The sequence below is a fragment of the Streptomyces turgidiscabies Car8 genome, assembly GCF_000331005.1.
GTDB classification, from domain to species: Bacteria; Actinomycetota; Actinomycetes; order Streptomycetales; family Streptomycetaceae; genus Streptomyces; species Streptomyces turgidiscabies.
In genome coordinates this window covers 1-21,780 of record NZ_AEJB01000687.1, presented here as the reverse complement: position 1 = coordinate 21,780, position 21,780 = coordinate 1, and the positions used below count along the sequence as shown (strand labels likewise).

The 21,780-nt window shown below is 70.2% G+C and carries 16 protein-coding genes and 1 pseudogene; 10 read left to right on the top strand and 7 right to left on the bottom strand.

The window, feature by feature from the left end; genetic code table 11:
• The 5 genes from STRTUCAR8_RS47795 to STRTUCAR8_RS47775 form a co-directional block, all read right to left on the bottom strand.
• Positions 1 to 507 (bottom strand): hypothetical protein (locus STRTUCAR8_RS47795; protein ID WP_044474149.1); only part of this gene is annotated, 507 nt, incomplete at its 3' end.
• A gap of 86 nt (positions 508 to 593) precedes the next feature.
• On the bottom strand, positions 594 to 2,045 hold the full coding sequence (locus STRTUCAR8_RS47790; protein ID WP_006383740.1) for a GntP family permease: 1,452 nt from the start codon (positions 2,043 to 2,045) through the stop codon (positions 594 to 596).
• A 153-nt stretch (positions 2,046 to 2,198) separates the two neighbouring features.
• Positions 2,199 to 2,612, bottom strand: a complete 414-nt coding sequence (locus tag STRTUCAR8_RS47785; protein WP_006383754.1) for a RidA family protein — start codon at positions 2,610 to 2,612, stop codon at positions 2,199 to 2,201.
• Positions 2,609 to 3,379 carry an IclR family transcriptional regulator gene (locus STRTUCAR8_RS47780; RefSeq protein ID WP_006383747.1) on the bottom strand — a complete coding sequence of 257 codons (771 nt, stop codon included), beginning with the start codon at positions 3,377 to 3,379 and terminating at the stop codon, positions 2,609 to 2,611. Before STRTUCAR8_RS47780 ends, STRTUCAR8_RS47785 begins: the two co-directional genes overlap by 4 nt.
• Complete coding sequence (locus tag STRTUCAR8_RS47775; RefSeq protein ID WP_006383753.1) at positions 3,376 to 4,452, bottom strand: sugar kinase; 1,077 nt, start codon at positions 4,450 to 4,452, stop codon at positions 3,376 to 3,378. Before STRTUCAR8_RS47775 ends, STRTUCAR8_RS47780 begins: the two co-directional genes overlap by 4 nt.
• Positions 4,453 to 4,588: 136 nt before the next feature.
• On the opposite strand from STRTUCAR8_RS47775, the gene STRTUCAR8_RS47770 reads away from it, so the two are divergent.
• Together STRTUCAR8_RS47770 and STRTUCAR8_RS47765 are read left to right on the top strand one after the other, a co-directional pair.
• On the top strand, positions 4,589 to 5,941 hold the full coding sequence (locus STRTUCAR8_RS47770) for an amino acid deaminase (RefSeq protein WP_006383755.1): 1,353 nt from the start codon (positions 4,589 to 4,591) through the stop codon (positions 5,939 to 5,941).
• 25 nt (positions 5,942 to 5,966) lie between these two features.
• The gene (locus STRTUCAR8_RS47765) at positions 5,967 to 7,595 is read left to right on the top strand and encodes an N-acyl-D-amino-acid deacylase family protein (RefSeq protein ID WP_006383748.1); all 1,629 of its coding nucleotides are present in this window, start codon (positions 5,967 to 5,969) and stop codon (positions 7,593 to 7,595) included.
• A gap of 76 nt (positions 7,596 to 7,671) precedes the next feature.
• Here STRTUCAR8_RS47765 and STRTUCAR8_RS47760 read toward each other — a convergent pair whose 3' ends face one another.
• Positions 7,672 to 8,559 carry a S1 family peptidase gene (locus STRTUCAR8_RS47760; protein ID WP_006383757.1) on the bottom strand — a complete coding sequence of 296 codons (888 nt, stop codon included), beginning with the start codon at positions 8,557 to 8,559 and terminating at the stop codon, positions 7,672 to 7,674.
• 527 nt (positions 8,560 to 9,086) lie between these two features.
• Here STRTUCAR8_RS47760 and STRTUCAR8_RS47755 point away from each other — a divergent pair.
• Together STRTUCAR8_RS47755 and STRTUCAR8_RS47750 are read left to right on the top strand one after the other, a co-directional pair.
• Entirely contained in the window at positions 9,087 to 13,991 is a 4,905-nt protein-coding gene (locus tag STRTUCAR8_RS47755) for an RICIN domain-containing protein (RefSeq protein ID WP_006383752.1), read from the top strand.
• Positions 13,984 to 14,373 carry a hypothetical protein gene (locus tag STRTUCAR8_RS47750; RefSeq protein WP_006383749.1) on the top strand — a complete coding sequence of 130 codons (390 nt, stop codon included), beginning with the start codon at positions 13,984 to 13,986 and terminating at the stop codon, positions 14,371 to 14,373. Before STRTUCAR8_RS47755 ends, STRTUCAR8_RS47750 begins: the two co-directional genes overlap by 8 nt.
• A 73-nt stretch (positions 14,374 to 14,446) precedes the next feature.
• Here the strand turns inward: STRTUCAR8_RS47750 and STRTUCAR8_RS47745 are convergent.
• A pseudogene (locus STRTUCAR8_RS47745) lies at positions 14,447 to 14,955 on the bottom strand (YdeI/OmpD-associated family protein).
• A gap of 250 nt (positions 14,956 to 15,205) precedes the next feature.
• Here STRTUCAR8_RS47745 and STRTUCAR8_RS47740 point away from each other — a divergent pair.
• The 6 genes from STRTUCAR8_RS47740 to STRTUCAR8_RS47715 all read left to right on the top strand — a co-directional run.
• Positions 15,206 to 16,417, top strand: a complete 1,212-nt coding sequence (locus tag STRTUCAR8_RS47740; RefSeq protein WP_044474148.1) for a pyridoxal phosphate-dependent aminotransferase — start codon at positions 15,206 to 15,208, stop codon at positions 16,415 to 16,417.
• A 95-nt stretch (positions 16,418 to 16,512) separates the two neighbouring features.
• The gene (locus STRTUCAR8_RS47735) at positions 16,513 to 16,941 is read left to right on the top strand and encodes an SCO4983 family protein (protein ID WP_006383745.1); all 429 of its coding nucleotides are present in this window, start codon (positions 16,513 to 16,515) and stop codon (positions 16,939 to 16,941) included.
• Between the two features lie 380 nt (positions 16,942 to 17,321).
• Positions 17,322 to 18,407, top strand: coding sequence for a substrate-binding domain-containing protein (locus STRTUCAR8_RS47730; protein WP_006383744.1), 1,086 nt, complete (start codon positions 17,322 to 17,324; stop codon positions 18,405 to 18,407).
• A 15-nt stretch (positions 18,408 to 18,422) separates the two neighbouring features.
• Positions 18,423 to 19,688, top strand: a complete 1,266-nt coding sequence (locus tag STRTUCAR8_RS47725; RefSeq protein ID WP_006383742.1) for a toxic anion resistance protein — start codon at positions 18,423 to 18,425, stop codon at positions 19,686 to 19,688.
• Positions 19,685 to 21,247, top strand: coding sequence for a substrate-binding and vWA domain-containing protein (locus STRTUCAR8_RS47720; protein ID WP_006383741.1), 1,563 nt, complete (start codon positions 19,685 to 19,687; stop codon positions 21,245 to 21,247). The genes STRTUCAR8_RS47725 and STRTUCAR8_RS47720 overlap by 4 nt, the downstream gene beginning before the upstream one ends.
• Positions 21,234 to 21,780 (top strand): hypothetical protein (locus STRTUCAR8_RS47715; RefSeq protein WP_241784730.1); only part of this gene is annotated, 547 nt, incomplete at its 3' end. The genes STRTUCAR8_RS47720 and STRTUCAR8_RS47715, both read left to right, overlap by 14 nt.

Here is a 21,780-nt window from a genome sequence, read left to right as displayed (position 1 = left end):
TGGGGCGCTTTCCTCGAAGTACGTGTCGAGGACCTTGTCCAGCTCTGTTTCCCACTCCTGGTGCTGCGACTTGGCCTTCGCCTCGATCTCGACCGGGTACCAGCGGCGGTCCGGGGTGTGGACCGTCACCGTGAACCGCTTGCCGAAGCGTGACGTCTCCGTCTCGACGGCCCCGATCTCGTCCCAGCGGAACTCGCACTCCTGGTCGTCCAGGTAGAGCCGTACGCCGCTGTGGTCGGCGATGATCTTCGCTCGGCGGTCGGACGCCTCGAAGGCGGGGCCGTCGGGGACGTCCGCCTCCGTCTCCGGTGCGGTTTCCTTCTCCGCCGGAGTCGCCTCCTTCGAGGTCGCCTCCGGCTCCGCCGGGACCGCGTCCGAGTCCGGGACCGAGTCCGGGACCGCGTCCTCCGGCTCCGTCGGCACGGGTGAAGTGAGCCCGGGGACGGCCGCCGGGTCGACCGCGGCGGTTTCCAGGGGCTGGCTGCTCGAACCTATGCGCTGCTCCACAGGCGGAAGTATGGCGGACATTGCTGTGTCATGGGACAGCAGGGGCCGGTGAGATCGAGAATGGCTGGACCGGAACACCGGCACATCTACACGAACAGGCTCAGTACGGCCGCCACGGCGAACCCCGCCAGCGACAGCACCGTCTCCAGCACGGTCCACGTCCTGAGGGTGTCCCGTTCGCTGATCCCGAAGTACTTGGCGACCATCCAGAAGCCGCCGTCGTTGACGTGCGAGGCGAAGATCGAGCCGGCGGAGATCGCCATGATGACGAGGGCGGTGAACGCCTGCGTGTGGTCGCCCTCGCTGAGCAGCGGCGCCACGATGCCCGCCGTCGTCACGATCGCGACCGTCGCCGAGCCCTGGGCGACGCGCAGCACCACGGAGATCAGATAGGCGAGGACGATCACCGGCAGGCCGACGTCGTTGAAGGTGTCGGAGAGCGCCTGCGCGACCCCGCTGGCTTTGAGGACCGCGCCGAAGATCCCGCCGGCGCCGACGACGAGCAGGATGTTGCCGACCGGCTTGAGGGACGCGGTGGACACCCTCTCCAGCGACTTGCGGGACCAGCCGCGACGCAGGCCCAGCAGGTAGTACGCCATGAGCAGGGCGATCGTGAGGGCGACGAACGGGCTGCCGAGGAAGGTGACGAACGAGCGGAAGGTGGAGGGGTCGAGGGCGATCGAGGAGAACGTCGCGGCGAGGATCAGCAGCAGTGGCGTACCGATGATGGCGAGGACCGTGCCGAGCGGTACGGGGGTCTCCTGGGCGGCGACTCCCGCCTCGCGCTGCTCGTCGAGAACCGTGCGCCTTGCCTCCTCGGCGGCCTCCAGCATGTCCTGGGGGACGGGGACGAAGATCCGCTTGCCGATCCACGCCGACCACACCCACGCGGCGGCCACGGCGGGCAGTCCGCAGACGACACCCATGAGGATGACCCAGCCGAGGTCGACGTGCAGGAGCGCGGCGGCGGCGACCGGGCCGGGGTGCGGCGGCAGGAAGGCGTGCGTGACGGAGAGACCGGCCAGGAGAGGCAGACAGTAGAGCAGGATCGACTTGCCGGAGCGCTTGGCGGCGGCGTACACGATCGGCGCGAGGACGAAGATGCCGACGTCGAAGAAGACGGGGATGCCGAAGACGAGGCCCGTCAGCCCCATCGCCAGGGGCGCCCGTTTCTCGCCGAACAGGTTCAGCAGCCGGGACGCCAACACCTCTGCGCCGCCGCTGACTTCGAGGATCGCGCCGAGCATCGTACCGAGGCCGATGATGATGGCGACGTGGCCGAGGATGCCGCCCATGCCGGACTCGATGACGGAGACGGCGTCGGATCGCTGGACGGTGCCGAAGAGTTCGGTGACGCTCAGGCCGGCCCCCAGGCCGACGGCTATCGAGACGGTGAGGAGGGCTACGAAGGGCTGGAGGCGGAGCTTGATGATCAGGAGGAGGAGCAGGGCTATGCCGAGGGCGGCGACCGTGAGGAGACCTGCGGTGCCGTCCACGAGGAGGAGGAGTCCGCCTGTGTGGGGTGGGGTCTCGGGCATGTGGGGGCCTCTGTTCAGTTGCGGGGGGGGGCGATTTTGGGCAGGGGGGAGCGCAATCGTGGCTGGGTGCGGGTTGTGTGTGGTTGCTCGCGCTGTTCCCCGCGCCCCTGAAGGGGCCTGCGGCCCTTCAGGGGCGCGCGAATCTCAGTGGCGTCAGTTGTTCAGTACTGCCAATGCGTCGATCTCGATCAGGAGGCCTGCCGGGAGGCCCACGTACACCGTGGTGCGGGCCGCCGGGGGTGCGGTGAGGCCCTGTTCGCCGAAGTACTCGTTGTAGATCGCGTTCATCTCGGCGAAGTGGTCCACGTCCGTCAGGTAGACGCGGATCATCATCACGTCGTCCCAGCTCGCGCCGCCCTCCTCCAGGATCGACCTGACGTTGGCGAGCGTCTGGAGGGTCTGCTCGGCCAGGGTCGGGCCTGCGGGTGTGGGGGGCTGTCCCTCGACGGCGGGGAGGAAGCCGACCTGGCCGGCGACCTGGAGGATGTTCCCCTTGCGCACGCCGTGGGAGAACCTGGCGGGCGGGGTGGTGTGGGTCTTGGGGGTGAGGGCGATCTTGTCTGTCATGAACCGTTGTCCTTCGCGAGCGTGGGGGTTCTGCCGGAGTACTCGCCGCTGATGGCGTCCGCCGTACGGCGCACCAGCGGAAGCAGGGTGAGGAGTTCGTCGGCGGTGACGACGACGTTGGGGGCGGAGACGGACATGGCGGCGACCACCCGTCCGTCGGTACCGGTGAGGGGTGCCGCGACGCAGTTGATGGACTCCTCGTGACCGCCGAGGTCGGTGGCCCAGCCCTGATCGCGCACCTTCTCCAACTCCCGCAGGAACGCCGGGGCGTTGGGGGTCGAGCGGGAGGTGTACATGGGGTAGTCGAGCTTGTCGGCGACGGTCCGTCGCTCGGTCTCCGACAGGTCGGCGAGGAGCAGCTTGGCGACGGCCGCGACGGTGATGGCGACGGGCTTGCCGATCCGCGAGTACATGCGCACCGGGTAGCGGCTCTCGACCTTGTCGATGTAGAGGACCTCGCCCTCCTCGTACACGGCGAGGTGGACGGTGTGTCCGCAGATCTCGTTGAGGCGTACGAGGTGGGGGTGGGCGATCTCGCGGATGTCGAGGTTCTCGACGGCTTCCTGGGCGAGGGCGAAGAGGCGGGCGCCGAGGCGGTAGCGCTGGTCGGACTGGCGGTAGACGAGTCCGTGTTCGTGCAGGGTGCGCAGCAGCCGAAGGGCGGTGGACTTGTGGACGCCGAGCCGGTCGGCGACCTGGCCGAGGTCGGCGGGGCCCTCTGCGAGCAACGGCAGGATGCTCAGCGCGCGGTCGACGGTCTGGCTCATGGGGTGCGTACCTCCTCCGGGGCCTGCTCGGCTTGCGTCCAGCCGGGGCCGAGTCGAAGTGTCTCCCACGCCTGCTCGTCGAGAGCGGTCAGGCGGTCGGCGTGGTCCCGGGCGGGCGGCGCGGCGAGGTCGCCGGGGGCGGTGAGGACGGCGGCGGCCATGAGGTGGCCGTGCCGGATGCGGTCCCGTACGGGGAGACCCCTGAGGGTGGCGGAGAGGAACCCGGCGGCGAAGGCGTCGCCTGCGCCCACTGCCGCGACGATGTCGACGCGGGGCGCCGGGACATGGACGGAGTCCGTGACGCGCCAACCGTCGCCGGTGTCGACGCGATCGCGCCTGTCGAAGGCGACGGCTCCGCCCCCGCCCTGTTTGACGACCACGAGGCGCGGCTCGGGCAGCGCCCCGGCGATGTCGGCCGCGCCACGCAGCCCCCACGCGGCCTCCGCCTCGTCGGCGCCGACGAAGACGAGGTCGGCACGGCGAGCCAGGTCGAGCAGGACCCGGGGGCCGTCGGGGTCGGTCCACAGTCCCGGGCGGAAGTTGACGTCGAAGGAGACGAGTGGCCGTCCGGGCCGGGGCTCGGTCAGCTCCCACAGCAGGTCGAGGCAGTCACCGGACAGGGCGGCCGTGATCCCGGACAGATGCAGCACGCGTCCGGCGCGCGCCGCCTTCACCTCCACGGTGTCCGCCGACATCACCGAGGCCGCCGACCCGGCCCGGTAGTAAGCCACCTCGTGCGCGTCGGTCGCCCGGTCCCCGGCCGTGCGGAAGTACACGCCCGTCGGACGTGCCGGATCCCGTCGTACGGACGCCACGTCCACGCCGTACGACCCGATCGCCTCGACCAGGTGGTCGCCGAAGCCGTCGTCGCCGACGCGGCTGATCCAGCGGGCGGTGTGTCCGGCGGCGGCGAGGGCGCATGCCACGTTGGATTCGGCGCCGCCGATGGCACGCTCGAAGGACGGTACGTCGGCGAGGCGGCCCGGCCGGGAGGGAAGGAAGGTGACCATGGACTCGCCGAGCGCGACGACGTCCACGACGTCGGGGGCGTTGCAGGGTCCCGTGATGGTCACGATCTTCGTAGCTCCTCGGTGGGGCGGGGGAGGCGGCGGCTCCGTTGACCCCGCGTTGGCGAGATGTTAGACAGCGGTAAGCGATATACGCAATGCTCGTTGCAAGGAGTGCAACGAGCTGGACGAGGGAGGCCCCATGGGCACCGAGAACATCGAGGGCGCCGAGGACGTCGAGGGCACCGTGAGCGTCGGCAGCTCCGACAGCGGCGGGGCGCTCGCCCGGCTGGCCGCCGAGCGCGTCGACGCCCGCTTCAAGGGCCTCCCGCCGGACGCGGACGGTCTGACCGTCGGCGAGCTGGCCGCTCAGCGCCGCAACCTCTTCACGGGCGGCTTCACCACCCCCGTACTCGCCCTCTCCGCCGAACGGCTCGCCCACAACCTGGAGCTGATGGAGACGTACGCGGCCCGCCACGGCCTTGTCTTCGCACCGCACGGCAAGACGTCCATGGCCCCCCAGCTCTTCCACCGCCAGATCGAGCACGGCGCCTGGGGCATCACCCTCGCGGTCCCCCACCAGGTGCGCGTCGCCCGCGCCTTCGGCATCCAACGGGTCTTCCTGGCCAACGAGTTGGTCGATCCGGCGGCCCTGCGCTGGATCGCGGCGGAGCTGGCCGGCGACCCGGACTTCCGCTTCGTCTGCTACGTCGACTCCGTGCGCGGGGTGGAGCTGATGGACGCGGCTCTCACGGGCGCCGGGAGCCGGCCGCTGGACGTGGTCGTCGAACTCGGCGCCGGTGAGGGTGCCCGGACCGGCGTGCGCACGGAGGCGGAGTGCGCGGCGGTCGCGGACGCGGTGGCCGCCGCGGGGACCCTGCGGCTGGTCGGGGTCGCGGGGTACGAGGGCGAGGTGCCGCAGGCCGATCCGGAGCGGGTGCGGGCGTGGCTGCGGCGGCTGGTGGCGCTGGCGGTGGACTTCGACAAGGCGGGGCGGTTCGCCGGAGCGTCCATGGAGCGGATCATCGTGAGCGCCGGCGGCAGCGCCTGGTTCGACGCGGTCGCCGACGTGTTCGTGGAGATCCCCGAACTGTCGCTCCCCGTCTGCAAGTTGCTGCGCTCGGGGGCGTACGTCTCGCACGACGACGGCCGCTATCGCGAGGTCACGCCGTTCAACCGGGTCCCCGAGGAGGGGGCCCTGGAGCCCGCCTTCCGGCTGTGGACGCAGGTCGTCTCGCGCCCCTCGCCCGAGCAGGCCTTCACGAACGCGGGCAAACGGGACGCCGCCTACGACCTGGACCTTCCCATCGCCCAGGTCGTCCGGCGGGAGAGCGATACGGAGGGTGCCGGCGAACGGCCCGCCACCGGGATCTCGGTCACCGGCCTGTCCGACCAGCACGCCTGGCTGCGTACGGACGCCGGGGCGGATCTGGAGGTCGGCGACTGGCTGGGGCTGGGCCTGTCCCACCCGTGCACGTCCTTCGACAAGTGGCAGCTGATCCCGGTCGCCGAGGCGGACGGCACGGTCGTCGAATACATCCGCACGCTTTTCTGACCTCCCCATTCTCAGGAGACCCGACGTGGAAGAGCTCGTCATTCGGGACGCGGACGTCGTGGACGGCTCCGGCGGTCCGTCCTACCGCGCCGATGTGGTGATCGACGGCGGCAGGATCGTCGGGATCGTCCAGGAGGCGGCGGCAGCCGGCTGTCAACGCCCCGAGGCGCGGCGGGAGTTGGACGCGGAGGGCCTGACCCTCTCCCCCGGCTTCATCGACATGCACGCCCACAGCGACCTGGCCCTGCTGCGCGACCCCGACCACAGTGCGAAGGCCGCGCAGGGGGTGACCCTCGAAGTCCTGGGCCAGGACGGGCTGTCGTACGCCCCGGTCGACGACCGCACCCTCGCCGAGGTCCGCCGCACGATCGCCGGCTGGAACGGCCACGGTGACGACATCGACTTCGACTGGCGTTCCGTGGGCGAGTACCTGGACCGTCTGGACCGTGGTTTCGACGGCCGGGGCATCGCCGTGAACGCGGCCTACCTCATCCCCCAGGGCACGGTACGGATGCTCGCCGTCGGCTGGGAGGACCGCGAGGCGACTCCTCAAGAGCTGGACCGTATGCGGCGGTTGGTGGCCGAGGGCATGGAACAGGGCGCGGTCGGCATGTCGTCGGGCCTGACCTACACGCCCGGCATGTACGCCAAGGACGCCGAACTGACCGAGCTGTGCCGGGTGGTGGCGTCGCACGGCGGCTACTACTGCCCGCACCACCGCTCGTACGGGGCGGGGGCGCTGGAGGCGTACGCGGAGATGGTGGAGCTGACCCGGGAGGCGGGCTGCCCGCTCCACCTCGCCCACGCCACCATGAACTTCGGCGTGAACGAGGGCCGGGCGCCGGAACTCCTGACCCTCCTCGACGAGGCGCTCGCGGCGGGAGCGGACCTCACCCTGGACACGTATCCCTACACTCCCGGCTCGACAACTCTCGTGGCACTGCTGCCGAGTTGGGCGAGCGAGGGCGGCCCCGAGGCGATCCTGAAACGCCTGACGGACCCCGACACCGCCGAACGTGTCCGGCACCATCTGGAGGTCGTCGGCGCGGACGGCTGCCACGGCGTACCGGTCGGCTGGGAGACGATCGAGATCTCCGGTGTGACGGACCCGGCGCTGAGCGGTTTCGTGGGCCGTACGGTGCGGGAGTCGGCGACCGGGCGGGGCGAGACCCCCTGGGCGACGGCCCGCCACCTGCTCCTGGCCGACCGGCTGGGCACGACGATCCTCCAGCACGTCGGCCACGAGGAGAACGTCCGCGCGATCATGCGCCACCGCGTCCACACGGGCGGCTCGGACGGCATCCTCCAGGGCACGAAGCCGCATCCGCGCGCGTACGGCACGTTCCCGCAGTATCTCGGGCGGTACGTACGGGAGTTGGGGGTGCTCTCCCTGGAGGAGTGCGTCGCCCACCTGACCTCACGCCCGGCGGCGCGGCTACGACTGCCCGACCGGGGCCTGGTCCGCGAGGGATACCGCGCCGACCTGGTCCTCTTCGACGCGGCGACGGTGGCGGCGGGGGCGACCTACGAGAATCCGCGCACACCGCCGACAGGCATCCCGTACGTACTGATCGACGGCCGGTTCGTGATGGAGGACGGCCGCAGAACGGACGTACTGGCGGGCAGGTCGATCCGGCGGACCCCGCGCCTTTAAGGGGCGCGGGGAACTGCGCGATCAGCCACGACGGCGCAGCAGATCGCGCACCAACGGATCCAGCCCCCGCGGAGCGCTACGGCTTCGGCAGGGTGCACCCGCTGCGGCTCAGGTCGAGCTTGTTGTCGAGGCCGAAGCAGGCGGGGATCTGGTAGGTCTCCTGCGCGTAGTTGATGCCCTCGCGCACGGTCACCGTGCCGTTGGCGTCGACCTCGCAGGGGTTGTTGTCGGTGCAGCGCGCGCCGTCCTCGTTGCCGGTGTTGTTGACGGCGACGACCTTGCCGGTGGCGGTGTCGAGGACCGGCGAGCCCGAGGTGCCCCCGATGGTCTGGCAGGCGGAGGTGTAGCGGACCGAGTCCTTCCAGGTCCACTCGCCTTCCTTGAGGCGGTAGGCGAAGCCGTCGACGTTGCAGGCGTACGTCCGCTTCCAGTAGCCGGAGACGACGGTGATCGCGGTGCCGGCGACCGGGTGGGTGTCGTTCAGGGTGAGCGGGCTGATGTTGTACGAGCTCTTGATCGCCGCGTAGGTGGTCGTGAGCTGGTAGATCGACACGTCCGTGTCGGTCATCGTCGCGTACGCGATCTTGCTGGCGCGCAGGGTGGCGACGCGGGTGGCCGAGGCGTTGAGCAGCCCGAAGGTACGGGTGGACGCCTGGTCGACGATGACCTCGCCGGCCTCCGGGAAGCCGGTCTCCAGGCAGTGCCCGTTGGACATGACCAGCGCCGGGTCGTCGGCCTCGGAGTTCGGGAAGCGGACGAGCGAGCCGGAACAGTTGGAGAGCGAGACCGTGCCGGCGAAGTTGACGGCCTGGATGGCCGGTGCGGCCTTGGTCGCCGGTGCGGCCTTGACCGCGGCACTCTTCGCGGCGGGCGCGGCCGTGTCGGCCTGCACGGCGAACGCGGGTGCCGCTCCCGCCCCGGTGATCACCAGGGCTGCGAGCGCGGCAAGGAGAGGCTTGTTCATGTGTGGGGGTCCCCTCGTACGAAGGAGCGACCGGAGGTTTTCCGGCCGCTCGCTTTTTGTCATGCGCATTGTGATGCGGGAGGGGACCCTGGGGCAAGGAACTGTTTCCGGCCGGGAGTTGGCGGGATTGCGAGGGAGTGGAGGCGCCCGGGATCGTGTTCCGGGTGGGCGGGCCAGCCGGCGACTGTGATGTTGCTCTCAACATTGCGGAGCGTGTGCGAGACCCCGAGTCCGCGAGAACCCGACACGGCACCTCTCACAGGCCGTATACAGGGTCCGTCGGATTCCGGCCATCGACGAAGCGGCTACCGGGCGTAACCGCCCTCGAAACAAAGCCTTGTCGCGGAAATCATCAGCATGCCTATGGTGGCGTCCGCTCCTGGTGGACCTGACCAGTCCACACGCCAGGAGTGTCCGGCGTATCCACGGGGGGATCGCCCAACACCATGTAAGGCCCATGTGCGGGCCCGACGTGTCCCTCCCAGGTGTGCGCCTTCAGCAGCCACCCCCTAAAGAGAGGGATACGCGTGTCGCGTAGACCTGAACGGAAGCAGGGCCGCCGCCCGAGATGGCTGGCCGGTCTGGCGACTTCGGTCGTCCCGGTCGCCTCCCTGGCCCTTCTCGCCTCCGTGGCGGTGCAGCCGGTTTCGGCTGTCGGCCAGGAGCCACGTACCGGCCCGGCCGTCGACTCCTATGACGGGTTCGATGCCAAGGCCGCCGACCAACTGCGTTTCGACCAGTGCCTGATGGCCGACGGCCTGCGCAGGGGCGGACCGAATCAGTTCGGACTGGCGAAGGCCGCCCTGCCGCTGCCCGCGGACCAGCTGCACCAGAAGGCCGACCGCACCTACGGCACCGGTGCGTTCGCCCTGGCATGGCAGAAGGACGGTGAGGACTCCGACGTCTGGGTGAAGAAGACGCAGGACACCCGGCAGTCGTGGAGCACCGCCGTCAGCGGCCTGGACAACTATCCCGGCTCCGCCGCGAAGGAGAACTTCTTCGACAGCACGGGGCTGCTTCCCTGGCTCTACCAGTCGTACTTCAAGTCGGTCGACCTGCAGTCGCCGTTCTACGACCCGTCACCGCAGGCGGACGACGAGACGAAGAAGGCCGCCGTCGCGATCGGTGATCCGCTGTACACCAGCGGTGGGACGAGCCAGGAGCAGGAGGCCTGGAAGCTCTGGAAGAAGAACTCCGGGCCCATCGTTCCGAACGAGATATTCGTTCCGCGGGTGTACGCCGACGACGCCCGTGTCTTCCTCGCTTCCGGGGGCTTCCCCAGGACCGCACCGGCGCCGGACACCCCGCAGTACCGCATCGCGGTGGAGGACCTGAAGACCCGGTTCGCCTCGTGTGCGTGGCACGGTCCGATCGACCCGAACCGGGTGCTCGGCAAGGAGGTTGCGCAGGCGTCCGCCGAGTGGCAGCAGGAGATCGCCTCGCAGGCCACGCAGCGCAACCAGATCCTCACTGCCGGCAGCGGCGCCGGCAAGGCGCTGCAGGACGGCGCGTTCGCCCTGGGCAAGCTGCTGGGGCAGTCGTGGATCGCGGACTACTCCACCCGCTGGCTGGACCACTACACCGAGGGTGGTCTCAGCTGGATCGGCGACGGTCAGCTGGAGATCCAGGTGCCGGGCGCCGCCGGCAAGTGCCTCGATGTCGCGGGTGCCGCCAAGACCAACGGCACCCCGGTGCAGATCTACACCTGCAACAGCGGGGCCGGCCAGAAGTGGCAGCTGTGGGGCTCCTACGACGGCGGCTACACCCTGCAGAACCCGAACTCGGGCAAGTGCCTGGAAGTGCTGAACGGCAGCAATGCCGACGGCACGAAGATCCAGATCCGCGACTGCGGCAGCGCCAAGGCCCAGCAGTGGAAGTTCGGTGTGCGCAGCGCCACTCCGCTGGTGAACGCCGCGTCCGGCAAGTGTCTGCACCTGCCGACGTTCGACAACAGCAAGGACGCGGTGCTGTCGGCGTGCAACGGCTCGGCCGCGCAGAAGCTCCGGATCGTCGCCAAGACCCACACCGGCAGCGCACCGGCGAAGGCCGATGTGGACAAGGCCAAGGCGGCCGTCACCGCTGCGCAGGCGGAGGCGAAGAAGCAGCTTGCCGTGCTCAAGACGCAGTCGGATACGGCTCAGAAGGCCGTGACCGCGTCGGACACCGCGCTCCAGGCCGCCTACGGCATCGCCGACACCAATGGTGCTCCGCGGGGTCGAGGTCTGCTGGTGGGTCTGCAGAAGGACCAGGTGACCAAGGGTGCGGCCGCCGCGCTGCTGGCGCTGACGAAGGCCGGTGAGACGGCGGAGGCCGCGACGCGTGCGTCGGCCGCGGACAGCGCGGCCATCGGACAGCGCGCGTTGGCGCAGGCCGCGCAGTCGAAGGCGGAGTTCCGCAAGAAGGCCGCCGAGGCGGCGGAGTGGCAGGCCAAGGCCGCGGCGGACGCGGCCAAGGTGCACCGGGACAACGCGAAGAAGGACAAGGAGACCGCGGAGGCCAAGCTCCTCGTCGCGGTGAAGGCCGAGGGCGACGCGAAGGCGGCCGCCGCCGACGCGCACGCCAAGCGGCTGGCGGCGGAGGCCGAGGAGAAGACGGCCAAGGCGGAGAAGACGCAAGCGGCCGCCAAGCAGGCCGAGGCCGCCGACCACCGCAGGAACGCCGAGTCGGAGGCGACGAAGGCCAAGGCCGCCAAGGACAGGGCCGAGGCCTCGGAGAAGACCGCCCAGAGCAGGCGCGATGACGCGGTCGGCGCCAGGGACAACGCCAAGGAGCTGCGCGACGACGCGTGGGACGCCGAGCAGAAGGCGGACACGGCCCGTGCGAAGGCCGACGCGAAGGACGCCTACGCCGAGTCCCTCGACGCCGGTGACGCGGCGGACGCGGCCCGCACCGCGGCGAACAACGCGGACAAGGCGGCCGACGACGCCGAAGCGGCGGCGGGCAGGGCCCGTTCGGAGGCGGACGCCGCCACGCAGGCCGCGGCCGACGCGGACGCCGCGGCGACACGTGCCGAGGCCGCCGCGAAGCGCGCCCGTTCCGACGCGGATGCCGCCCAGGCGGCCAAGCTGCGGGCGGACGCGGCCGTCAGGACGGCCACCAGCGCCGCCGCGGACGCGATCACGGCCGCACAGCATGCCGCGTCCGAGGCGAAGACGGCGGTGAAGCTGGCCGACGAGGCCGAGCAGCACGCCAAGGACGCCAGGACCCAGGCCGACGCCGCCGACAAGGAGGCCGGCAACGCCGTGGCCGCCGCGGCGAAGGCCGCCGGGTTCGCACACGTCACCGCGCAGGCAGCCGTGGACGCGGGCAAGGCGGCCCAGCAGGTCGCCGCGCCCGCCAACGACGCGATCGAGCTCGGCTCCGCGTACGTCGACACCGACTCCGCGGCCGGTCTGGTGGTGCTGACGGGACAGTCGTCGAAGACGATCGCCGAACAGCAGCAGGCGGTCGCCGACGCGCATGCCCAGAACGCCGCCGCCGAGGCCGACGCGGCGAAGAATCTCGCCGACCAGGCGAAGGGCGACGCGAAGGAGGCGTACCAGCACGCGGCGAACGCAGCCAAGTACGCCGCCGACGCCCGCACCTACTCCAAGGAGGCCCTGGGTTACGCGGCCGCCGCCGCCAAGGCCGCGGCGGCGGCGCAGGCGTCACTGGCCCGCACCCTCGAGTACGACCGGCAGGCCACCGCCGACGCCGCGGCCGCCGACAGGGCGGCCGGCAACGCCGAGGGCTACGCCAGGGACGCCCGCGACTCCGCCGACGCCGCCGCACTCGACGCCGCAGCCGCCCGCTCCGCCGCGGCCCAGGCCGAACAGGACGCCAAGGACGCCAGAGCAGCCGCCGACCGGGCCGACGCCGCCGCGACCGAAGCCGAACAGGCCGCCAAGGACGCCGACAGGTACGCGAAGGAAGCCCAGGACGCGGCCGACCGGACCGAACGGGAGGAGGCCAACCAGGATCGCTCCGAGGGGGCCGGTACGGGCATTCCCGGTGTGTTCGCCGTTCCGGACGAGTCCACCGTCGAGATCGTCAGCTCCAAGCAGATCGGCGTCTGCCCCGGAATGCCGGAGGCGGCCTTCCAGGGCTGCAACGCGAAGTACGACCTGGTCGTCACCTACGAGGCCGACTTCTACCTGTGCACCGACGACCAGGCCCAGGCCACGGCCACCGGTTGCCCGAAGAAGGCGTGGACCTTCCTTCAGCGGGCGACGCTGAAGAACATCAAGATCGACGGCTGGACCCACAAGTTCTCCGGCAAGGACATCGTCCGCGCCGGCTGGCAGAACCTCTTCGGTGATGTCGCCGGAGCGATCCTCTTCTCCGTCTTCGCCGAGGACCTGCTGGACTGCTGGCACGGCGACAAGACCGCCTGCGCCTGGAGCCTCGCCACGTACGTCCCGGTCGAAGGTGTGCTCGTCCCGATCGCACGTGCGGTCAAGGCCCTCGACGCGGCTGCCAAGACCGGTATCGGCTTCACCGACGCGTGGAAGGCCCTTCGCGCGCTCCACCTGTCCGACGAAGCCATCGCCGGGATCGGTGCCAAGGCACTGGAGGCTCTCAACAGGGTGCGGAAGTCGTGCGGCGACAGCTTCCCCGGCACCACGCGCGTGCTGATGGCCGACGGCACGACCAAGGCGATCAAGGACATCAGGATCGGCGACGTGGTTCTCGCCACCGATCCTGAGAGCGGCCGCACCGCGACCCAGACCGTCTCCCACACCATCTACACACCGGACGACACCGACTTCGCCGAGATCACGATCGACGTCGGGCACGAACGGATCACCTCCACGCAGCACCACCGGTTCTGGTCACCCAGCGCGGGCCGCTGGACGGACGCAGGGGACCTCAGGCCCGGTCAGACGCTGCGTACCAGCGGTGGTGCGACCGTCACCGTGCTCCGCGTCCACACCTTCAACCAGCTCCACCCGGCCTACAACCTCACTGTCGACAACTTCCACACCTACTATGTGCTGGCCGGAACGACACCGGTTCTGGTGCACAACGCAAACGGGTGCCCGACCGGAACCATGGTGCTCGGAATCGGCCGGCACTCGGAGGCGCTGGCCAAGGAGATCCAAGGGGGATACACCTTCAACGGCGACGCGTTCGCGGGAGTGGTCGGCATGGTCAACAAGAAGCCGATCGCCCTCTGGATGACCGAGGTGTCGAACGTCCTGCGCAACAACGGCGAGGTCGCCGTCAGTCTGAAGGGCTTCGACGGAGAAACACCCGCCGAGCAGTACGCCCTCGCCTACAAGGCCTGGCGCTCCGGCGACTGGGCGGCCACGCAGTGGGAAATGGGCCAGATCGGTCTCCAGATACAGATGGACAACCTCAAATGGAGCAGGATCACGTTCTACGACAAGGCGGGTAAGAAAGTGCCGCGGGAGACGATGCCCGAACCGAACTGGGACGCACTGAATGGGTGAAGCGACGCCGGGGTCCACCGGTTCCGAGATCTTCCGGTCGGACAGGCACTTCGAGGTCTGGCAGTACGCCGTCGGCCATCGCAGGCTGCTTCTCCGCAGTAGCCGGGACAGGCCACCGGACACCCGGATCGAGATCTACTTCGCCAACGTCGACCTCATGCTTCTCCGCCCCGGCTACGACGGTCTGGTCATCCGCCGGGCCGACGACGAGGAATGCGAGAAGGTCAGCCGCGACCACGGGGCGGAAGTCAAGCCCGGTCGTCTGTACCTGCTGGGTGGTGACCTGAGGAGCTTCGTCGTCTCGGCGCCTCCCCAGTGGCATGAGGACGAGGGCGCGATGGACGATCCCTCATGGTTCGGCCCCCTGCGGGGAACGCGCTGAGGACGGCTCGGGAGGCTCCTTCACGAAGGGGCCTCCCGATGCTGTCCGGCACCTCCGCGCACCCCCCGTTCCCCTACGGGTACAGCTTCTCCCCCTTCGCCGGCATCGCCACGTACTTCTCGATCCGACGCGCCCGGGTCCCGGCCCGCTTCGCCTGGACCCGGTGAAGGATCGCGCGCCCGTTCTGACGGTCCAGGGTCTCGAAGAACGCCGCTGCGGCCGGATCGGCGGTCAGGGCCGCCGCGAGGCCGTCCGGCACCGTGGCGGCCCTCGGGCTGTCGTACGCCGCTTCCCAGCGGCCGTCGGCCCCGGCCCTGTCGATCTCCGTCTGCCCGCTGGACGCATACGGCCCTGCTCGACCAAGGCGGTGACCTTGTCCCGGTTGACCTTCGACCACCTGCTGCGCGCCCTGCGCGGAGTGAATTGCCGCAACCGGCGCTCGTCGTCGGGACCGGCCTGCTGAGCGTCGATCCAGCCGTGACAGAGCGTCGTGTCGGGCGCCTGAGGGTAGTCCGGAGCCGCGATTCCGGGGCCCTCCTTACGCAACTTCAGCCAGATACCGGCCGAGGCCGCGTGGTTCACGCCGAGCCACGTCTCGAAGGCAGCGGGAGACGCAACGGGTAGGCGACCAGGTCCGGCCCGTGCCCTCGGACTCGTCGGGACAGAAGACTCTTCCGATCAACTCGGGCCGCAGGGACTTGACTTGCTCCACCTGTCCCCGATGGCGCCGCGGCATCCGCTCGCCCTGCACGACCCGCGGAACGTCCTTCCCCCCTCCCAAGTGGTGGAAAACACGACGCGGCACCCGTTACCCGGCCGTAAGCTCGCGGACATGCAGCTGATCCAGTCGACCAAGCTCGCCAACGTCTGTTACGAGATCCGGGGCCCGGTTCTCGAAGAGGCGATGCGGCTCGAGGCGGCGGGGCACCGCATCCTCAAGCTGAACACCGGGAACCCGGCGGCCTTCGGCTTCGAGGCTCCGCCCGAGATCCTGGAGGACATCCTCCGGAACGTGTCGTCGGCCCACGGCTACGGCGACGCGAAGGGGCTTCTGGCGGCCCGCCGGGCGGTCGTCATGCACAACCAGACCCTAGGCATCGAGACGGACGTCGAGCACGTGTTCGTCGGCAACGGCGTCTCCGAGCTGATCGTGATGGCGATGCAGGCCCTGCTCGACGACGGCGACGAGGTGCTCGTACCCGCCCCCGACTACCCCCTGTGGACGGCGGCGGTCTCCCTCTCCGGCGGTACGGCCGTCCACTACCGCTGCGACGAGCAGGCCGACTGGATGCCGGACCTCGCGGACATCGAGCGCAAGGTCACCGACCGCACCAAGGCGATCGTCATCATCAACCCGAACAACCCGACGGGCGCGGTGTACGACGACGCCATGCTCCGGGGGCTGACGGACATCGCCCGCCGCCACAACCTCCTGGTCTGCTCGGACGAGATCTACGACAAGATCCTGTACGACGGCACCACGCACACCTCGACCGCGAAGATCGCCCCCGACCTTCTCACGCTCACCTTCAACGGCATGTCGAAGGCGTACCGCGTGGCCGGCTACCGGGTCGGCTGGATGTCGATCTCCGGGCCCCGCGCGCACGCCGACTCGTACATCGAGGGTCTGACGATCCTGGCGAACATGCGCCTGTGCGCCAACATGCCGGGGCAGCACGGAGTGGTCGCCGCGCTCAGCGGGCGCCAGACCATCAACGACCTGGTGCTGCCGGGCGGGCGGCTCAAGGAACAGATGGACGTCGCGTACGAGCTGCTCACGCAGATCCCCGGCGTCAGCTGTGTGAAGCCGAAGGGCGCGCTGTATCTCTTCCCGCGCCTCGACCCGAACGTCTTCAAGATCAAGGACGACCGGCGCATGGTCCTGGACCTGCTCCGCCGCGAGAAGATCATGGTCGTGCACGGTACGGGCTTCAACTGGCCCGAGCAGGACCACTTCCGCGTCGTGACGCTGCCGACCGTCGGCGACCTGCGCGACGCGGTGACCCGCATCGGCACCTTCCTGGACGGCTACAGCCAGCCGTAAACCGATCCGGAACGACTTTCTGCGATCGGGCTCAACTTTAGACTGAATCTAAGCTAGGATGGTTTCCTGCCAGCGCACAGGAGGCCTGTCTCCCCATGTACGAACCGATCCGCACCCCCTCGGTCCACAGCACCCGCAGCGCGCTGGCCGGCCCCGCCTCGGACTTCCCCCACAGGTCGCGCGAGGAGGAGCTGGACATCCAGCTGGCCGGTCACCTCGCCGCACTCCTCACGGCGACCGACGAACTGCGCGCCCTCGCGCCCTCCGCCGACCTGGACACCGCGGCGGAGCGTCTGGCCGGCGAGGTGAGCAGGCTGCGTGGCGGGCGTACGCCGGTGCGTGCCTCGACTGCCGCGACCGGCGCGACCGATCTCGCCGCCCTGCACCAGCGCGCTCACGCGCTCGCCGGACGTGCGCTGGTCGTCGCGGCCTCCCGTGCCGACACGGCCGCGGCGATTCTTGCCGCCGAACGTATGGACGCCCACGCGGAGGCCGTCGAGCCTCGCGCCCTGGCGTCGCACTGAGCCCCTCCTTCTCCGCCGGGCTCCCCTCGACGGCCCCGGTCCGCGCGCTCCCGCAGCGACGCGCGGACCGGGTGCCACGCACTGCGTTCGCTTGGACCGGGGCGCCCTTTGCCGTAGGGGTTCGGGTTGTTCGGCGAGTGCGGGTGCGTTGTGGCTTGTCGCGCAGTTCCCCGCGCCCCTGGGGAGTTGCCGTGGACGTTCTCGTTCACGTGGTCAGCTTCCGTTGAAGGCGGCTGCGGGTGCGTTGTGGCTTGTCGCGCAGTTCCTCGCGCCCCTGGGGGTACCGGCGCCGGTCTCCGTTGTGTACCGGGACCGGTGCTTCACTTTCTGTTCATTCTTCTGGGCGGGGAACGTTGGATTCCGGGAGCACGCTCCCGGCTGTGAGACGAATCGCAGGGATTGTCCTCGCGGTCCTGCTGATCGGCGGCGTGGTGGCAGCCGTCGTGGCGGGCCGGGACAACGGGGACCCGAGCACGGCAACGAAGACCGTGCGTGGAGTGATCGGGTCGGAGAAGGCGGAGTTCTTCGCCGATCCCGACGTGGTGAAGGCCCTTGCCGCCAAGGGCTACACCGTGCGGACGGAGACCTCCGGGTCGTGGGCGATGGAAGGGCTCGACCTCAAGGGCTACGACTTCGCCTTCCCGTCCAGCCAGGCGCCCGCCGACGAACTGGCCGCCAAGTACAAGGCACGGCAGCCCCTGCCGCGGCCCTTCTACTCACCGCTCGTCGTCGTGGCGCACCGCAACGCAGCCGAGGTACTGGCCGCGGGCGGACTCGCGACGCTCGACAGGGGGCAGCACCGCGGCAGCCTCAAGATGGCCGCCTATCTCGACGCGGCCGACAAGGACCGCACCTGGCAGCAGCTCAAGGGCGCTGACAAATACGGGGAGTTGACCGGCACCCTCTACATCGCCTCCACCGACCCCGAGAGTTCCAGCTCCGGTGCCCTCTACCTCGCGGCCACGAGCTATGTCGCGAACGGCGGCCGGGTGGTGGCCAGCGACGCCGACATCGCCCGTACGGCGCCCCTGATGCGCAAGCTGGTCAGCGTCCAGGGCGCCCAACAGCCCAGCTCCGACGCGGCGTTCCGGGACTTCGTGAGCGGCGCCGGAAACCCGCTGGTCCTGGTGTACGAGTCGCAGGTCGCCGCACTCCTCGGGGACTCGCAGAGCACCGGCGACCTCACCGTCCTCTACCCCGACACCACCGCCAACAGCGACCACACCGTCGTACCGCTGACCGAAGAGGGCCGCGCGCTCGGTGAACTCCTCAGCGGCGACCCGGTGTTGCGCAGGCTCGCCGTCCGGCACGGGTTCCGGCCACAGGGCGACGCCGCCGAGTTCGTCTCGGCCACCGCGGCCCACGCCGCCTACCTCAACCAGAGACTGACCGGCGTCCGGCAGGCGCCCGTGCCCACCTCAAAGGTGCTGCACGAGATGGCGCGCCGGGCCCGGGGACAGTCGTGACCAGGGGGATCACACATGAATTACCAGAAGCCGAACCACGAATCGAACCACGGGCCGAAGCACGGGTCGGGCCACGACCCGAACCAGAACACCAGCCAGAACAGCAGCCCCAGCGGCGACGACGTCTTCACGCTCACCCCGCCCGAGCCCGTCGCGGCCGTGCCGCGCGAGAAGGCCGGCGGGCTCGTCCCCGTCGACGACGACGTCCGTACGGACATGGCCCGCAAGGCCGCCGAGTACGTCGGACAGCTCGCCGCCCTCGACGCCCGCTCGCCCGAGTTCGCGGGCCGGGTCGGGGAGATCACCGGCCTCGGCGCCGGTGAGATGCGGACCGCCGCCGCGCAGTCCAACCGCATGCTGGAACGGGCCGTGCGCAGCCTGCCGAGCAAGGGCGGGGACGCCCAGTCGCAGGTAGCGGGGTCACTCGTCGAACTCCGGCGTGTGGTGGAGGACCTGGATCCGCGTGATCTCCCCGCCGGCAAGGGGCGGAAGCTTCTCTCCAGGCTGCCCGGCGGCAACAAGCTGCGCGACCACGTCGCCAGGTACGCCACCTCGCAGGCGACCCTGAACAGGATCGTGGGCTCACTGCGCGGCGGACAGGACGAACTGCGCAGAGACAGCGCGGCGTTGCAGACCGAACGCGTCCGCCTCTGGGAGACGATGGGCAAGCTCCAGGAGTACGTCGTCCTGACGGAAGCCCTGGACGCGGCCGTCGAGCAGCACATCGGCGGCGCCGACGCGGCCGACCCGGCGGGCGCCGACAACCTGCGGGCCGACGTGCTCTTCCCGGTCCGGCAGAAGCACCAGGACCTGCTGACCCAGCTCGCGGTGTGCGCCCAGGGGTACCTCGCCATGGACGTCGTACGCCGCAACAACGACGAGCTGATCAAGGGCGTCGACCGGGCCGCCACCACGACCGTGTCCGCGCTGCGCATCTCCGTGATGCTGGCCTCCGCCCTCGACAACCAGAAGAAGGTCGTCGAGCAGGTCAACGCGTTGCGCGGGACGACCGAGGACCTCATCCGGGGCAACGCCGAGATGCTCGCCACGCAGAGCGGGGAGATCCAGCGCATCGCCGCCGATCCGGCCGTCGGGGCGGAGACGCTCCGGAACGCCTTCCAGCAGATCTACCGCACCCTCGACACCATCGACACCTACAAGGTCCGGGCGACGGAGGCGATGGCGGCGACCGTCGAGTCGCTGACCACCGAACTCCAGCACGCGAGCGCCTACTTGGACCGCAGCCGGTCGCGGAGCGCGCTGGACGGAGGCCAGGCATGAGCAGCAGACACCGGCTCACAACAGCGACAGCCGCGACAGCCGCTCTGCTGCTGGCGCTTCTGACCGCCTGCACGGCACAGCAGGACCCAGAACCGCTCCTCGACAACGGCTCCCCCCAACCCGGCACCCTCCGCGTCCTCGCGTCCAGCGAGCTCTCCGACATGAAGCCCGTCCTCGACCGGGTCGAGAAGGACACCGGCATCAAGGTCCGGCCCACCTACATGGGCACTCTCGACGCGATCGACATGCTGGCGACGGGGAAGACCGACGGGCGGTACGACGCCCTCTGGCTGTCCTCCAACGACTATCTGCGACTGCGTCCCGACGCGGCGAAGAAGGTCGTGTCCGAGACGCCGGTCATGTCGAGCCCGGTCGCCGTCGGCGTCAAGGCCGCCACCGTACGGGAGTTGGGCTGGAAGGCCGACCAGGTCACCTGGTCCCAGGTGGAGGTGGCGGTACGGGACGGCAAGCTGACGTACGGCATGACCGACCCGGCGCGCTCCAACTCCGGTTTCTCCACGCTGATCTCGGTCGCCTCTGGGCTCTCCGGAGCGCAGTCCGCGCTGACCGACGCGGACGTGAAGAAAGCGTCTCCTCGGCTGAAGGAGTTCTTCAAGGGGCAGAAGCTGACGTCCAGTTCGTCGGGCTGGCTGGCCGCCGCCTACGACCGGCGCGGCACCGTCGACGCCCTGCTCAACTACGAGTCCGTCCTCAAGGGCATCCCCGGCCTCACGGTGATCCGCCCCCGCGACGGGGTCGTCACCGCCGACTACCCGATCACCTCGCTCGCGTCGACCGACGCCGCGACCCGGGAGAACGTCCGCCGGCTGACGGAGGCCCTGCGCACCCCGTCGGCCCAGCGCCGGATCACCGACGTCACGCACCGCCGCCCGGTCGTCGCCTCCGTACCGCCCGCGACCGGCCTGGACATCTCGCGTCGCCGTGAACTCCCCTTCCCCGGCAGCCGGTCCGTCGCCGACGGGCTGCTCGACGCGTACGAGAACAAGCTGCGCCGCCCCTCCCGGACCGTGTACGTCCTCGACACCTCGGGCTCGATGGAGGGCGACCGGCTGTCCGGCCTCAAGGAGGCGCTGCGCGGCCTGACCGGCGACTTCCGGCACCGTGAGGAGGTCACGCTGATGTCGTTCGGGTCGGGCGTGAAGAGTGTGCGGACCCATGTCGTGAGCCCCACCGATCCACGGAGCGGACTCGACGCGATCCGCCGGGACACGGACGCGCTGGCGGCGGACGGCGACACCGCGATCTACACCTCGCTGGAGAAGGCGTACGAGCGGCTCCGCGCCGACCGCGACACGTTCACGTCGATCGTGCTGATGACGGACGGCGAGAACACGGCGGGCGCGAAGGCGACGGAGTTCGACGGCTTCTACCGACAACTCACCGTCCAGCAAAGGGAGATACCCGTGTTCCCCATCCTCTTCGGTGACTCCGACCGCGCCGAACTGGCGCACATCGCCGAGCTGACCGGCGGTCGCCTCTTCGACGCCCGGAAGGGCTCGCTCGACGGCGCGTTCAAGGAGATCCGTGGCTACCAGTAGACCGACAGGACACAGCGGGCCGCTTGGGTTCCTGGGGTTCCTGGAGTCCCGCAAGAACATCGCCGGGAGCGCGTGCGGGCTGGTGGGCCTGGTGCTGACCTTCACGGGTCTGGCGGGGCCGTACTGGCCTGTCGTCGTCGCCGGGCTGTACGGCGCGGGCGCGCTGATCGCCCCGCCGGAGCGGCAGCAACTGCCGGACTTCCCGGACCCGTCGGCGCAGCTCTCCGCCCAACTCGACGAGCTGCGGGGCGACTTCGAACGGCTGGACACCTATCTGGGGCAGGTCGAGCTGCCGCTCGGGGCTGCCGGGCAGGTAACCGAACTGACCGGGCTGGTCGGCGCGTTGCTGGAACCCGGGTGGGTGACGGAGGTGCTGGCCCAGGATCCGGAGGGGGTGCACGCACTGTCGCGGATCGTGCGGCAGGACCTGCCCGAGGCCGTCGACAGCTTCGTACGGGCGCGGTGGTGGACGCGGCTGGCGCCGGGACAGGAGCCGCCGGAACGGCATCTGGAACGGCAGCTCGGGCTGCTCC